The sequence below is a fragment of the Streptomyces sp. NPDC093065 genome (genome assembly GCF_044754585.1).
Classification (GTDB): domain Bacteria; phylum Actinomycetota; class Actinomycetes; order Streptomycetales; family Streptomycetaceae; genus Streptomyces.
Genome location: NZ_JBIVPJ010000008.1, coordinates 134,484 through 148,707, shown reverse-complemented (window position 1 = coordinate 148,707; position 14,224 = coordinate 134,484). Strand labels below are relative to the sequence as shown.

At 71.7% G+C, this 14,224-nt stretch carries 16 protein-coding genes; 11 read left to right on the top strand and 5 right to left on the bottom strand.

The window, feature by feature from the left end:
* Positions 1–87: 87 nt before the first annotated feature.
* From ACIQFU_RS16605 to ACIQFU_RS16595, 3 genes are all read left to right on the top strand, one after another.
* Positions 88–420 (top strand): hypothetical protein, encoded by a 333-nt coding sequence (locus ACIQFU_RS16605; protein WP_402552120.1) that lies wholly within the window; start codon positions 88–90, stop codon positions 418–420.
* 175 nt (positions 421–595) lie between these two features.
* On the top strand, positions 596–964 hold the full coding sequence (locus ACIQFU_RS16600; protein ID WP_003973786.1) for a WhiB family transcriptional regulator: 369 nt from the start codon (positions 596–598) through the stop codon (positions 962–964).
* On the top strand, positions 961–1,284 hold the full coding sequence (locus ACIQFU_RS16595) for a hypothetical protein (RefSeq protein WP_153178054.1): 324 nt from the start codon (positions 961–963) through the stop codon (positions 1,282–1,284). Before ACIQFU_RS16600 ends, ACIQFU_RS16595 begins: the two co-directional genes overlap by 4 nt.
* A 106-nt stretch (positions 1,285–1,390) precedes the next feature.
* Here the strand turns inward: ACIQFU_RS16595 and ACIQFU_RS16590 are convergent, their stop codons facing one another.
* Positions 1,391–2,803, bottom strand: a complete 1,413-nt coding sequence (locus ACIQFU_RS16590) for an ABC1 kinase family protein (protein ID WP_402552118.1) — start codon at positions 2,801–2,803, stop codon at positions 1,391–1,393.
* Positions 2,796–4,010, bottom strand: a complete 1,215-nt coding sequence (locus ACIQFU_RS16585; protein ID WP_402552117.1) for a TOMM precursor leader peptide-binding protein — start codon at positions 4,008–4,010, stop codon at positions 2,796–2,798. The genes ACIQFU_RS16590 and ACIQFU_RS16585 overlap by 8 nt, the downstream gene beginning before the upstream one ends.
* 233 nt (positions 4,011–4,243) lie before the next feature.
* Here ACIQFU_RS16585 and ACIQFU_RS16580 point away from each other — a divergent pair, with 233 nt between their 5' ends.
* From ACIQFU_RS16580 to ACIQFU_RS16565, 4 genes are all read left to right on the top strand, one after another.
* Positions 4,244–4,840, top strand: a complete 597-nt coding sequence (locus ACIQFU_RS16580) for a M48 family metallopeptidase (RefSeq protein WP_402552115.1) — start codon at positions 4,244–4,246, stop codon at positions 4,838–4,840.
* 138 nt (positions 4,841–4,978) lie between these two features.
* Positions 4,979–6,721 (top strand): TerD family protein, encoded by a 1,743-nt coding sequence (locus tag ACIQFU_RS16575; protein ID WP_402552114.1) that lies wholly within the window; start codon positions 4,979–4,981, stop codon positions 6,719–6,721.
* 13 nt (positions 6,722–6,734) lie between these two features.
* Complete coding sequence (locus tag ACIQFU_RS16570) at positions 6,735–7,415, top strand: AIM24 family protein (protein WP_030145911.1); 681 nt, start codon at positions 6,735–6,737, stop codon at positions 7,413–7,415.
* Positions 7,416–7,432: 17 nt separating this feature from the next.
* Complete coding sequence (locus tag ACIQFU_RS16565) at positions 7,433–8,188, top strand: AIM24 family protein (RefSeq protein WP_402552113.1); 756 nt, start codon at positions 7,433–7,435, stop codon at positions 8,186–8,188.
* 60 nt (positions 8,189–8,248) lie between these two features.
* Here ACIQFU_RS16565 and ACIQFU_RS16560 read toward each other — a convergent pair whose 3' ends face one another.
* Together ACIQFU_RS16560 and ACIQFU_RS16555 are read right to left on the bottom strand one after the other, a co-directional pair.
* Positions 8,249–8,764 carry an NUDIX hydrolase gene (locus ACIQFU_RS16560; protein WP_402552111.1) on the bottom strand — a complete coding sequence of 172 codons (516 nt, stop codon included), beginning with the start codon at positions 8,762–8,764 and terminating at the stop codon, positions 8,249–8,251.
* Entirely contained in the window at positions 8,761–10,212 is a 1,452-nt protein-coding gene (locus tag ACIQFU_RS16555; RefSeq protein ID WP_402552109.1) for a zinc-dependent metalloprotease, read from the bottom strand. Before ACIQFU_RS16555 ends, ACIQFU_RS16560 begins: the two co-directional genes overlap by 4 nt.
* Before the next feature lie 192 nt (positions 10,213–10,404).
* Here ACIQFU_RS16555 and ACIQFU_RS16550 point away from each other — a divergent pair, with 192 nt between their 5' ends.
* From ACIQFU_RS16550 to ACIQFU_RS16535, 4 genes are all read left to right on the top strand, one after another.
* Complete coding sequence (locus ACIQFU_RS16550) at positions 10,405–11,526, top strand: SDR family oxidoreductase (RefSeq protein WP_402552107.1); 1,122 nt, start codon at positions 10,405–10,407, stop codon at positions 11,524–11,526.
* A 140-nt stretch (positions 11,527–11,666) separates the two neighbouring features.
* Positions 11,667–12,125: a molybdenum cofactor biosynthesis protein MoaE gene (locus ACIQFU_RS16545; RefSeq protein WP_007444544.1), complete on the top strand. Its 459-nt coding sequence runs from the start codon at positions 11,667–11,669 to the stop codon at positions 12,123–12,125.
* Positions 12,126–12,244: 119 nt separating this feature from the next.
* Positions 12,245–12,409, top strand: coding sequence for a hypothetical protein (locus tag ACIQFU_RS16540; RefSeq protein ID WP_007444545.1), 165 nt, complete (start codon positions 12,245–12,247; stop codon positions 12,407–12,409).
* A gap of 86 nt (positions 12,410–12,495) precedes the next feature.
* Positions 12,496–13,584 (top strand): PDZ domain-containing protein, encoded by a 1,089-nt coding sequence (locus ACIQFU_RS16535; protein ID WP_402552105.1) that lies wholly within the window; start codon positions 12,496–12,498, stop codon positions 13,582–13,584.
* Positions 13,585–13,628: 44 nt separating this feature from the next.
* Here ACIQFU_RS16535 and ACIQFU_RS16530 read toward each other — a convergent pair whose 3' ends face one another.
* Positions 13,629–14,171 (bottom strand): PPA1309 family protein, encoded by a 543-nt coding sequence (locus ACIQFU_RS16530; protein WP_402552103.1) that lies wholly within the window; start codon positions 14,169–14,171, stop codon positions 13,629–13,631.
* Between the last annotated feature and the right edge of the window lie 53 nt (positions 14,172–14,224).

Below are 14,224 nucleotides of genomic sequence, written 5' to 3'. Positions count from 1 at the left end.
CCGGAGGCCCTGAATCCGTGTTGTACTTGCATATCCGCGGACTGGTTCGTCACCAGTCCCCCGAGACGCCGAGAGGAGGCGAGTCCAGTGATCAGCATCAACAGCAGCTTCGTCGCCAGCTCCACCGCCAAAATGACCGATCGCTCGGCCGTCTCCCTGTGCATCCTCGGCGCTTCCCACTCGGGCACCGGTCTGTCCGGCATTCGTGCCGTGCGTCCGGCTGCCGCCGCTGTGGTCCCCGCGGGCCTTCCCGTCCGCGAGCGCAATGAGCGACCGACCAAGGCACTGGAAGCAGCAGTAGCGGCACAGGCGCAGGCCTATGCCTTTACCGCGACCGGTGCCGGATTCCGGAAGCAGACGACGCAGCACCACCTGATGTGGGCCTTCCGTGGGCCAGAACCCTGGAGTGATCCAGCCTGATCGCCGATCAGGCCGGCGCCTTCAGGGCCGCGGAACCCCACCCGGGATCCGCGGCCCTTCTGTTTGTCCCCGAACGGGGGCGACAGCACGAAGGAGCCTCGGGACAAGAAAAGAACCCGGTACCAAGCCGCCACCCGGTCAACCGGCCGGAACGACCAGACGAGGAAGACCACCCGTGCAACTCGAAGCGCACGCCCCGTCCGTACCGCCTTCCGACACGATCCCCAAGCCCTGTTCCACGGAGGACTCCACCTTGACCCCGCTCACCGCGCTCACCGCGCTCGACGACGCCATCGAGAACCTCGGCGTGCCCGTCCCCTGCCGCTCCTACGACCCGGAGGTCTTCTTCGCCGAGTCGCCGGCGGACGTCGAGTACGCCAAGTCCCTCTGCCGCACCTGCCCGCTGATCGAGGCCTGCCTCGCCGGTGCCAAGGAGCGGCGTGAGCCCTGGGGCGTCTGGGGTGGCGAGCTGTTCGTCCAGGGTGTCGTCGTCGCCCGGAAGCGGCCCCGTGGCCGCCCGCGCAAGAACCCGGTTTCGGCATGAACACCGCTGGCACGATCGACCGCCCCCTGACGTACGACCCCCAGAAGCAGGCCCCGATGAAGCCGTCCACCCACGACATCGCAGGCACCGCGCCTGAAGACTTCACCACCAGCGGCGCGAAGGACTCGCGTCAGAACAGGACCCGTGAAATGCAACTCATCCCAGAAGCCCTGGCGCGTGCGCATATGCACGACCGCCTGCATGAGGCCGAGCGGGAACGCCGGGCGCTGCGCCTGGCGACCGCTCGCCGGATGCAGCGTCGGGCGGAGCGCGCGTCGATGCGTGCCCGGCGTGCGCTGGCCATGGCGGTCATGCAGTAACCGACACACCTGAAGCGGTGGTCTCCCAGCAGGAGACGAAGCTCCGCGCGTGGGGGCCGGCCCGGCCGAACGGGCCGGCCCCCACGGCGTGTTCGCCCTTGGGGGATCAGGCCTGTGCGGCCGTCTCCTCAACCTCGCAGGCGTCCTCGTCCTCTTCGGCGTCCTGGTCCACCGGCTCGGTCTCCTCCTCGGAGAGGAAGCCCACCAGCCACTCCTCCAGCTCGTCGCGCAGCCGGACCGTGGCCCCCAGCTGGCACAGCACACCGATGGTGCTCAGCGTGACACGGTGGATCAGCAGGTACGCCGGCGGCAGATTGAGCTGCTTGGCCAACTGGTACGCGGGGGAGCGGGGGTCGCCGATGCGGGCCGCCTGGCTCCGCATCCAGCCGCGGGTGAAGGTGAACGCGTCGACCCTGGCCGGCTCGATGATCGGCAGGAGGTAGTCGAGGACGGCGTCGGGGTCCAGCTCTATCGTCTCCTTGACGAAGCCCTCCGCGCAGAGCATCTCGTAGACGGCCTCCGCTTCGCCGTCCAGCGTCATGCGCAGGGCCTCGCCGATGGGCTCCGGCAGACCGCCCGGCAGACGGTCGACCGTGCCGAAGTCCAGGACGCCCAGCCGCCAGTCGTCCTCGCCCTCGGGCCCACCGGGCAGCAGACGGAAGTTGCCGGGGTGCGGATCGGCGTGCAGGAGCCCGGTGCGCGCCGGACCGGAGAAGAGGAAGTGGGCCAGCAACTGGCCCGCCCGGTCCCGCTGCTCCTGCGTACCGTTCGTGATGATCTCCGACATCGGGATGCCGTCGATCCACTCGGTGACCAGCACCTGCTCGCACTGGTGGACCACGTCCGGCACGACGATGTCCGGGTCGTCGGCGAACACCTCGGCGTGCGTCCGCTGGGCCTCGGCCTCCAGGTCGTAGTCCAGCTCCTCCGAAACCCGGTCCTTCAGCTCGGTGATCAGCGGCTTGATGTCCATGCCGGGGACCAGCGGACCGAGCAGGCGGGCGAAGCGGCTGAGCTGGTTCAGGTCGGACAGCAGTGCCTCGCCGGCGCCCGGGTACTGCACCTTGACCGCCACCTCGCGGCCGTCGTGCCACACCGCCCGGTGCACCTGGCCGATCGAGGCAGCCGCGGCGGGCTTGTCCTCGAACTCCAGGAACAGGTCCTGCCAGTCCGCTCCGAGCCGCTCCGTGAGCACGGCGTGCACCGTGCGCGTCGGCATCGGCGGCGCCGCCTCCTGCAGTTTGGTCAGCGCCGCCCGGTAGGGGCCGGCGACCTCCTCGGGCAGCGCCGACTCGAAGACGGACAGCGCCTGCCCGAACTTCATCGCCCCGCCCTTGAGCTCGCCCAGCACCTTGAACAACTGCTCGGCGGTGCGCTGCTGCAGTTGCTGGCCGACGATCTCCGCGGACTCGCCCACGATCCGCTTGCCCAGCCCCCAGGTGGCCCGCCCGGCGAAGCCGAGCGGGAGCGCGGCGAGCTTGGCGGTCCGGGTGACCGCCTTGCGCGGAAGATCAGACATGCGCCCTCCAAGTCCCAGCCGGCCGCGCCGGTTCCGCCTCGTGGCGTACCTCCGCTGACGGCCCTTGCCCAGCCATTGTCGCGCGCCGCCCCCCGTACTCGGGGATGTGTTCCCGCTTACCTTTCCCGGCCGCCCCGCAGGGGCACGCGGGATGCGCCCGGACCGGCCGTGCGTGCCAGCGCAGACCGGGCAGCGTGACCTCCCAGCGCGTGCCGGTGCTCGCGGGCGTCCGGCCGTCGAGGAAAGCGAGCGCGTGGGCCGCCGCGAACCCGGCGACGGTCGCCGCGAGGGTGAGGTCGCAGGGCGGCACCCGGCGCTGCCGGCCCGAGCGCCACTGCGCCACCAGCCGCGGCCAGGCCGGGTCCCGGTCGGTGCGGTCGGCGTGCAGGCAGCCGGCGCACCCCGTCTCGCCGGGCAGCACGAGAGGGCCGACGACACCCGTCCCCTCCACGACACCGGCATACAGGTGGGGCGTGCCGGAGGCCATGAGGGAATCCGCCGCGGCGGGATCGGGCGTGTGCACCGCGACGTCGTCACGGGGCGCGACGATCACCAGGGAGAAGCCCGGGGCGGCCTCCTCGTGGGGTGCCGTCGGGCTCCGGCGCGGCGGCCGGCCGGGGGCGGACCGGCGGACGGCACGGCGGGCCGCCTCGTCCCGGCGGTCGCCGATCGCCTCGGCGGGCAGACCACCCGGTGCGACGTCCCACGGCTCGACGCGTCCGCCGTCCCGCACGTCGATCTCACCGACGCCCGAGCCCGACAGCAGGCCCGCCAGCACCGCGCCCACCCGTCCGGCACCCCGCACGCGCACCCGCAGAACGCCTCGGGCGGCCAGGTGTCTCATCGCGTCCCCCGGTGCGGAGGTGGTCAGGGACAAGGAGGCCAGGTCGGGGCGGAGCCGGTCGAGGACGCCCTTCGTCTCCCGCAGGGCGTCGGCGGCCGGACCGCCGCCGCGGGAGTCGTCGAGGAGACCGGCCCGCGCCAGCCGCTCCACCACACGGTCCACATGCCCGTCCGGCAGGTCCATGCGGTGCCCCGCCTCGCGCAGGAGCGCCGGGCCACGGGTGCCGTTGAGCAGTTCGAGGAAGCTGCCCGTCGCCGTGTCCACCGGCGCCAGCGTCAGCGCGTGCGCCGGTGTCATCCCGAACTGCACGGTGTTCAGATCACGCCAGCCGCGCCTGAGCGCGGGCTTCACCATCGGATGCATGCCAGGTCCCCCGTATGCCTTCCAGTGCCCGTGTACGCGGCTCCCGCGGTCGGTCGCGGATCCGCCGACGAGTGCCAGCATGGCCGGATGCGCTCAGGGGCGTCGAAAGTTGTCCACAGGTGGGGGATGTTCGTCATATGAATCAGCCGCACATTTCCCAGGAGGAGTGGCGGATCGGCACCGAAGCGTCCCGGAGCCGGGACTTCCCCGTGTGCAGCGGGTAACGTCGTGGCGTGTCCGCCGACCCACTGCACCGCGCCGGGGCACCCCCGCGCACACCGACGAATCCGCCGCCGAGCGGCTCGGGTACGAGCGCGATCGAGGTGCGCAGGAGCACCCGCCGACGCCGGACCGTTTCCGCGTACCGAGAGGGCGACCGCACCGTCGTGCTGATCCCCGCCCGGATGTCCGAGGCCGAGGAACAACGCTGGGTGAGCGTCATGCTCGACAAGCTGGCCGCCCAGGAGAGCAAACGGGTTCTCGGCGACGCCGAGCTGGCCGAGCGCGCGGAGCGCCTGTCGGGGCAGTACTTCGACGGCCGGGCCCGGCCGGCCTCGGTCCGCTGGGTCACCAACCAGAACACCCGCTGGGGCTCGTGCACCCCGTCCGAGGGAAGCATCCGGCTGTCGCACCGCCTTCAGGGCATGCCCGAGTACGTCGTCGACTACGTCCTCCTGCACGAACTGGCACACCTGCTGGTCCCCGGGCACGGGCCCCGGTTCTGGCGGCTCCTGGAGGCCTATCCGCGGACCGAGCGCGCCAGGGGTTATCTGGAGGGCGTGGTCGCGGCGGACCGGCTGCCGCACGTGCCCGGCGCCCGCAGCGAGTAGCCCGAGCGGCCCGGGCGGGTGTCCGCCACGGCCCCGCACGGGTTTCGTACCGGGTCTGTACCGACTTCCTCCGGTGTCGGTGTTTGCCGTTAGCCTGTCGCGACGCACTCGCATTCGGATGGGGGACGGTCGTAACGCATGGCCAGGGAATTTCAACGCGGCCACAAGGCCAGGATCAGTGACCTCACCGCGGGCACGGATCTGTACGTAGGCGTGCAGATCTCCGGCCCCGGGCTGAGCTTCGACATCAGCTGCTTCGGTCTCGACGCCGACGAGCGGCTGTCGGACGACCGGTACTTCGTGTTCTTCAACCAGCCGAAGACCCCCGAGGAGTCCGTCCAGCTCCTGGGTGCGCAGGCGGGCGACACGGAGTCCTTCCGGGTCACCCTCGACAGGATCCCGCAGCAGATCCAGAAGCTCTCCTTCACCGCGACGATCGACGGTGCGGGACAGATGTCGCAGGTCGGCCCCGGGTACATCCGGATCGTCGCGGGTGGCGAGGAGGTGGCCCGGTACCCGTTCAGCGGTTCGGAGTTCTCCACCGAGCGCGCCGTGATGCTGGGCGACTTCTATCTGAAGGACGTGTGGCGGTTCGCCGCAGTCGGTCAGGGCTTCGACGGCGGTCTCGACGCACTGCTGAGGAACTTCGGCGGCGAGGTGGCCGAGGACGAGGCGCCCGAGCCGCAGCAGGCACAGCAGCCCCAGTCCGGCGCCGCCCCGGGCTTCGCCCCGCCCGCCCAGGCCTCGGCACCGCCGGCCTTCGGGGCGCCCGCCGCCTCCGCTCCGGCACCGGCCCCCGCGCCGCAGCCCGCCCAGCAGGGCTTCGCCCCGCCGCCCGTCGCCCCGCCGCCACCGCCGCCCGCGCCGGCTCCGACCCCGGCACCCCGCCCGGACGTGCACGCCGCGCAGACCATCGTCGCGCCCATGAACACGCCGCCCGGCGGCGCCCCCGTGCCGCCCCCCGCCCCGGCGCCCGCGCCGTACGGCCACCCGGGCCGGCCCGCTCAGCAGCCGCCGTACGGCCAGGTCCCCGGCCAGACCGCGCCGCCGCCCCCCGGCTACGGCCAGCCGCAGGCGCCCCAGGCCCCGCCGCCGCCCCCCGGCTACGGTCAGCCGCCCGCGCCTCCCGGCTACGGGCAGCACATCCCGCCCGTGGGCCACGGCCAGCCGGCGCCACCTCCCGGCTATGGCCAGCAGCCTCCCCAGGGCGCGCCGCAGGGCGCCGGTGTGACCGCGGCGCTCCAGCAGTTCCGGGAGACCGCGACCGGGCAGCGCTGGACGCAGCAGAACAAGAAGCTGGTCCGCGTCGACCTCGGCGCCGAGGGCCAGCCCGTACTCGCCCGGCAGGGCAGCATGGTGCTCTACCAGGGCAAGGTCGACTTCAGCTACAAGGGCGCCGGATTCGCCGGCCGGGTCGTGGGCAACGCCACCGGCCAGGAGATGCAGCTCATGCGCTGCACCGGCAAGGGACAGGTGTTCCTCGCGGAGAACTCCGCGATGCTGCACCCGATCGAGCTCCAGGGCGACGCCGTGTGCGTCTCCGCGGAGAACGTCCTGGCCTTCGACGAGAGCCTCCAGTACGAGGTCCGCCGCATCGAGGGGCACGGCATCCCGGGCGGCGCGCTGTTCACGATGCAGTTCCAGGGCACCGGCACGATCGTCGTGAAGACGCGCGGTGTGCCCGTGGTGCTGCCGGTGACGCCCACGACGTTCGCCGACTGCAACGCCGTGGTCGCCTGGTCCGCCGCCGCCCAGGTGGTCGTCTCCAGCCAGGTGCGGATGCGTCGCAACTCCTACGCGGGCGACACCGGCGAGAGCGTCAACCTGCAGTTCCGGGCCGCGCCCGGCAGCTTCGTCGTCGTCCAGCCGTACGAGATCTGAGGGAGAGCCCGACATGAACCAGCCGCTCGCGGGCTACGCTCCCGCACCCGTCGCCGCCCGCATGGAGAACCACGGCAACCACATGCTGAAGGTCGCCATGCAGACCGGAAACGACCTCCTCGCGCGCGTGGGCTCGATGGTCGCCTACGAGGGCTTCGTGCAGTACGAGCCCAACCCGCCGGCCGTCCGCCAGATCGCCAAGGACTGGATGACCGGCGAGGGCGCCCCCCTGATGAAGTGCTCCGGCGACGGACTGCTCTACCTCGCCGACTACGGCGCCAACGTCGTCGTCATCAACCTCAACGGCGACGGGATCTCCGTCAACGCCACCAACCTGCTCGCCTTCGACGCCCACCTGACGTGGGGTGTGGAGCGGGTCAAGGGCCTGGCGAAGTTCGCCGGGCAGGGCCTGTGGAACACCAAGATCTCCGGACAGGGCTGGGTCGCGCTCACCTCCCGGGGCAAGCCGATCGTGGTCGACTGCGGCGGCGGCGAGGACGAGACCTACGTCGACCCGGACGCGCTCGTCGCCTGGTCCCCGAACCTCAAGGTGAAGGGCAAGCGCAGCTTCAAGGCGCAGTCGCTGATCGGCCGCGGCAGCGGCGAGGCCTTCCAGATGGCCTTCTCCGGTCAGGGCATCGTCGTCGTCCAGCCCAGCGAGGACAGCACCGACCGCCTCCGGGTGCGGGGCTGAGGGGGAGCCAGAACATCATGCAGAGCCCGATTTTCGCCTACAACGACCAGCAGACCCAGGAAGCCTGGAGCCTGCAGAACAAGCACATGCTCCGTGTCGCCCTCACGGGCCACGACGACGTGCTCGCCCGCAAGGGCACCATGGTCGCCTACCAGGGGCTCGTCGAGTTCGACGCCGAGTACCAGAGCAACAACCAGTCGCGCGCGCGTGCGCACACCGGTGAGGGCCTGGACCTGATGCGCTGCCACGGGCAGGGCACGGTCTACTTCGCCAACCTCGCCCAGTGCGTCCACGTGGTGGACGTCGACCAGGACGGCCTCACCGTCGACAGCAGCTACGTGCTCGCCATGGACTCGTCCCTGCACCACGAGGTCATCGCGGTGGACAGCCTCTACGGCATCTCCGGCTCGGGGAAGTACCAGCTCAACATCACCGGCCGGGGCAAGGTCGCCCTGATGACCTCGGGCTCGCCCCTGTTCATGCAGGTGACGCCCGACAAGTACGTCAACTGCGACGCCGACGCGATCGTCGCCTGGTCCACCGGCCTGCGCGTGCAGATGCAGGCCCAGACGCACTCCTCCGGGGTGTGGCGGCGCCGCGGCAACACCGGTGAGGGCTGGGAGCTGAGCTTCATGGGCAGCGGCTTCGCGCTCGTGCAGCCCAGTGAGCTGCTGCCGCCGCAGAACGCGCAGGTCGGGCAGGGCCTCGCCGCGCAGTACGGCATGGGGCAGCACGGAGCCCGCGGTCAGAATCAGGGCAACGTCTGGAGTTGAGCGCAGCCGTCCGCCACGGTCCGGTAAGGGGCGAACGCCAGGGCGGTCACCCCTTACCGGTCACAGGCGGGCGCGGGTCGCCTCCAGCAGGCGGACGACCGACTCGTCGGCCACGGCAGCGACCTCGGCGTACGGGAACCAGCGCAGGTCCAGGGACTCGTCGCTGATCGCCTCCACGGCCCCCTCGGGAGCGAGGGCGGCGTACTGGACGTCCAGGTGCCAGGCGCACGGCGTGCTGTGTCGGTCCAGCCGCACGGGACCGCCGGGCAGCAGCGTGAGCCCGGCGATGCCCGACTCCTCCGTGCCCTCGCGCAGCGCCGCCCGGGCCAGCGTCTCGTCGGCCGGCTCGCAGTGACCGCCCATCTGCAGCCACATGCGCATCTTCTTGTGCAGGGTGAGCAGGACCCGCTCGCGCGACGGGTCGATCACCATGGCGCTCGCCGTGATGTGCCCGTCGGCGCAGGCCTTCCACATCCCGTCGGAATGCGTCGCGAGATGGCCCAGGTAGACCTGGCGCAGCTCGTCCTGGCCCTCGTACGCCTTCAGGACCAGGACCGCGTCGTCGTGAAGGCTCACTCGCCCTCGTCGCCCTCGGCCTCGTCCCCGTTCCCGCCCTCGTCCTTCTGGTCCTTCTTCTTCAGGTCGGGCTTGCCCGCCGCCTCGCCGAGCATCTTGTCCAGCTCGGAGAAGTCGAGCTGCTCACGGTGCACGAAGCCGTCCGGGTCGTCCAGGTCGGTCGCGGTCGGCAGCATGTCCGGGTGGGCCCACAGACCGTCCCGGCCGTCGACACCGTGCGCGTCCGTCAGGGACGCCCACAGGCGGGAGGCGTCGCGCAGCCGGCGCGGGCGCAGCTCCAGACCGATCAGCGTCGCGAACGTCTGCTCCGCGGGCCCGCCCGAGGCGCGACGGCGGCGCAGCGTCTCGCGCAGCGCGTCGGCGGAGGACAGGCGCGGCTTGGCGGCGGTGTGCACCACCGCGTCCACCCAGCCCTCGACCAGCGCCAGAGCCGTCTCCAGACGGGCCAGGGCCGCCTTCTGCTCCGGCGTGTCCTCCGGCTGGAACATGCCCTGCTGGAGAGCCTCCTGCAGCTGCTCGGGGTTCTGCGGGTCGAACTGGCCGACCACGTCCTCCAGCTTGGCCGTGTCCACCTTGATGCCACGGGCGTAGCCGTCGACGGCACCGAACAGATGCGAGCGCAGCCACGGCACGTGCGCGAAGAGGCGCTGGTGGGCGGCCTCGCGCAGGGCGAGGTACAGCCGCACCTCCTCCTGGGACACGCCGAGGTCCTTGCCGAACGACTCGATGTTCGCCGGCAGCAGCGCGGCCTTGCCGGCCGGGCCGAGCGGCAGGCCCACGTCGGTCGAGCCGACGACCTCGCCGGCGAGCACGCCGACGGCCTGCCCGATCTGCGTGCCGAACATGGCGCCGCCCATGGACCGCATCATGCCGATCAGCGGGCCCGCCATGGCCTGCATCTCCTCCGGCAGCACGTCACCCATGGCGTTGCCGACGCGCTCGGCGACCGGGTCGACCAGCTCGCGCCAGGCGGGCAGGGTCGCCTCGACCCACTCCGCCCGGCTCCAGGCCACGGCGGTGCCCGCGCCCGAGGGCAGGGCCGTCGCGTCGTCCAGCCAGAGATCGGCCAGGCGCACGGCCTCCTGGACGGCGGTGCGCTCGGCGGGACCGACGCTGGCGTCCTTGCGGCCGTCCGGGGTCCCCTGGGAGACCGTCTGGCGGGCGATCTGCTTGGCCATGTCCCAGTTCACCGGGCCGCCCTCGTAGGAGAGCATCTGGCCCAGCTGCTGGAACGCGGCGCCCAGGTCGTTGGGGTTCATGGAACCGAACATGGCAGCGAACGGGTTGTCCGCGCCGGGGCCGCCCTGGCCTCCGGCTCCGGGCATCCCGTAACCGAACGGGTTGGCCGGTCCCTGACCACCGCCGCTCTGCTGGTCCTTCTTTTTGCCCTCGTCGCCGTCGTCCGGCTCCTCCGGCGGAAGGCCGAATCCGAATGGGGTGTCACTCACGGGGTTCCTCGGCTGGTAGGGCCGCCGGTTCTTTCCGGCGGCACGGCTGCCCGACTTCACCACCCAGCGTAGACACCCGGGGCCGATCGGGCCTCGGTGCTTCGCCGACTGACGGCCTGCGGCAGGATGGATGCCACCTGGTACGCACGCGTCGCTCGCGCTCGTACTGAAGACAACCTCTGGAGACGCCCGGTGAGTTCCCCAGATCCGCAGGTTCGCGCAGCGCGAAACCAGTCAACCAGCTCCGCCCGCCCCGGCGCGCGCGGACCCGTCGTCGCGGTCACCGGTGCCGCGACCGGGGTCGGGGCACTGCTCACCGCGCGGCTCGCCGCGTCCGACGAGGTCAGACAGGTCGTGGCCATCGACGAACGGCGCGGCGGGTGCGAGGCGGCCGCATGGCACGTCCTGGACGTACGGGACCCGGCCATCGCCGAGAAACTGCGTGGTGCGGACGTTGTGGTGCACCTGGCGCTCGACCTCGACCTGGAGACCGACGCGGCCGCCCGTACGGCTTACAACGTCCGGGGGACCCAGACCGTCCTGACCGCCGCCGCGGCGGCCGGCGTGCACCGGGTCGTGCTGTGTACCTCCGCGATGGTCTACGGCGCGCTCCCGGACAACGAGCTGCCGCTGTCCGAGGACGCCGAGCTGCGCGCCACGGCCGAGGCCACGGGCGTGGGCGACCTGCTGGAGATCGAGCGGCTCGCGCGGCGCGCACCGCGGGCGCATCCCGGCCTCAACGTGACGGTCGTCCGGCCCGCCGTCCTGGTCGGCGGCATGGACACCGCGCTGACCAGGTACTTCGAGTCGCCCAGGCTGCTGGTCGTGGCCGGGTCGCGGCCGGCCTGGCAGTTCTGCCACGTCGACGACCTGTGCAGCGCCCTGGAGTACGCCGTCCTGGAGAAGGCCGAGGGCGAACTGGCCGTCGGGTGCGACGGCTGGCTGGAGCAGGAGGAGGTCGAGGAGCTCAGCGGCATCCGGCGCATGGAGCTGCCTTCCGCCGTCGCGCTCGGCGCGGCGGCCCGCCTGCACCGGATCGGGCTGACGCCCTCCCCGGCCGGGGACCTGGCGTACACGATGTACCCCTGGGTCGTGAGCGGCAGTCGCCTGCACGATGCCGGGTGGCGTCCGGAGCACACCAACGAGGAGGTCCTGGCCGAGCTGCTCGAGGAGGTCTCGGGGCGGCACACGGTGGCTGGCCGGCGCCTCGGACGCAAGGACGCGACAGCGGCGGGTGCCGCGGGCGCGACCGTGGCGCTGCTGGGCGCGGCAGCGGTGGTGCGCCGCGCGCGGAAGGCCCGGCGCCGCATCTGAGGCACCTCCCGCCCAGCCGGGTTCCGGCAGGAGCGGGCCCCCGCCGGAGCGGCCCCTGTAGGAGACTCCAACGCCGTACGCGCGCGTGCCGGGCGATCACGCTATTCCGCGCCGTCCGCGGCGTGGGGCACGATGGACGCATGGCAACCACGAACGATCACCCGGGTGAGCGGGCCGCGGCGGACCCCGTCAAGCTGATCGGCATCCGCGAGACGCCCCTGTCCGTGGACGAGGTCTTCCGCGCGGTCGGGGACGACGCGTCGGGCGGCACCGCGCTGTTCGTGGGGACCGTGCGCAACCACGACGGAGGCACCGACGTCGACCGGCTCGGGTACTCGTGCCACCCGAGCGCCGAGGCCGAGATGCGCCGGATCGCCGAGAAGGTCGTCGCGGAGTACCCCGTACGGGCGCTCGCCGCGCTGCACCGTGTGGGGGACCTGGAGGTCGGGGACCTCGCGGTGGTCGTCGCGGTGTCCTGCCCGCACCGGGGCGAGGCCTTCGAGGCCTGCCGGAAGCTGATCGACGACCTGAAGCACGAGGTGCCCATCTGGAAGCACCAGACCTTCTCCGACGGCACCGAGGAATGGGTGGGCGCGTAGGGCCGTCGGCCTTCGTGTCTCCGGTTGCGTAACCCGCCCCCCGGCGTGAGCGTTGTCACTGCGAATGGTTAATCTGCTGATCAGTCAGTCGCGGACGCTCATGGGGTTGGGAGGTCGGCATGGCAGCGCTTGCCTGGTTGCTGATTCCGCTGGTGGCCGCTGTCGGTGCGGGCCTGTGGGGCAGTTGGGCCAACCGGACCCGCAAGGCACGGAGCGACGGCCCCGAGCTGGACGGGTACGCCCGGTTCCGCGAGGCCATGGAGAAGCCCCGCACGGGTGCCTGACGCATGCCCTGACGGCCGGCTGTACGGCCGCCCGGCAGTCGCCGCCCTGACGGTGTTCCGACAGCCGCGTCCCGTACTGTCGTGCCATGCCACGCCGCACCGCGACGATGCTCGCCTCCACCCTGATGCTGATCGCGCTCCTGTGCGCGGGTGTTTTCATCCCCGTGCCCTACTCGGAGATGTCTCCCGGGCCGACGGTGAACACCCTCGGGGACCACGACGGCGAGCCGGTCCTGCAGATCTCGGGCCGCAAGACCTATGAGGCCAGCGGGCACCTGAACATGACGACCGTCCGGGTGACCAGCGCCGAGTACAAGATGAACCTCGTGGAGGCCGTCTACGGCTGGCTGGCGCACGACAACAGCGTGGTGCCGCACGAGACCCTCTACCCGGACGGCAAGACCGAGGAAGAGGCGACCCAGGAGAACGCGGAGGAGTTCAGCCACTCCCAGGAGACCGCCAAGGTCGCCGCTCTGAAGGCGCTCGACATTCCGGTGAAGTCCTGGGTGGTCGTCTCCGCCGTGGTCAAGGACTCCCCGGCGCAGGGCAGGCTGCACGCCGGCGACGTGATCAAGGCCGTGGACGGCACGACCGTCAAGAAGCCGGCGGACGTCGCCGAACTGGTGACCGAGCACGAGCCCGGACAGGACACGGTCTTCACGATCGTGCCCGCCAAGGAGCAGGCCGCCGCCGAGAAGGAGGGCCGGACGGCGACGAAGACGCAGAAGGTCACGATCACCACCGAGACCTCCGACGACGCCGGCGAGAAGCGCGCCGTCGTCGGGATCTCCGCCGGGACCGATCACACGTTCCCGTTCGAGATCGACATCAAGCTGGCCGACGTCGGCGGTCCGAGCGCCGGTCTCATGTTCGCCCTCGGCATCTACGACAAGCTCACCCCGGGCGACCTCACCGGCGGCAAGTTCGTCGCCGGCACCGGGACGATCGACGACAGCGGCAAGGTCGGTCCGATCGGTGGCATCGGCATGAAGACCATCGGCGCGCACGACAAGGGTGCCCAGTACTTCCTGACGCCCGCGGACAACTGCGCGGCAGCGGCCGAGGACACCCCCGACGGGCTCACCCTCGTGAAGGTCGACACCATCGACGACGCCCTCGGCGCGCTGAAGGACATCCGCTCCGGGAAGACCGCCGAACTGCCGAAGTGCACGTAGACACAGCCCCGCACCGGCGTCCGGCAGTCCGGAGTCCCGAGGGCCTACTCCGCGAAGGTCGCCGTCAGCGCCTCGGCCAGACCCGGCACCAGGTCGGAGCCCGTGAGGACCTCCGTGGCCGTGTCCTTCTCGCGCAGCCGCAGGGCCGAGTCGCGGGTGCCGTCGCGCAGGACCGCGACCGTCATGCGGACCTCCTGACGGTCCGGGTGCTCCGCCACCCACTGGGCGAGCTTCTTGTCGTTCAGGCCCTGGGGCACCTGTGCCTCGGCGGAGGGCGGCAGCATCAGACGCTCCACGGCGAGCGCGCAGCCGACCACGGCGTCGGGCCAGGCGATGGTGCCCAGGAACTCGTCGAGCGCCTGGTCCGTTGGAACTTCGTCCTGTTCGATCGGGGTGAGGCCGGAGGTCTCGGCCTCGTCCCGCAGACCGAGGCGGTCCGCGAGGGAGGGCTGGTCGGCCCGCAGCCGTGCGGTGTCGACGAGTGCGAAGAGGCGTGCGGGCTGGTCCCAGCCGAGTCCGGAGACGTACTCGTCGATCTCGAGTACGGCCCGGGTGAGGGGGCTCGCCGCCATGGGGGTGTTGGACATGGTCACAATCCTGCCTCGTTCATGGCCCGAATCGGGAACCGAGTAAACGATGA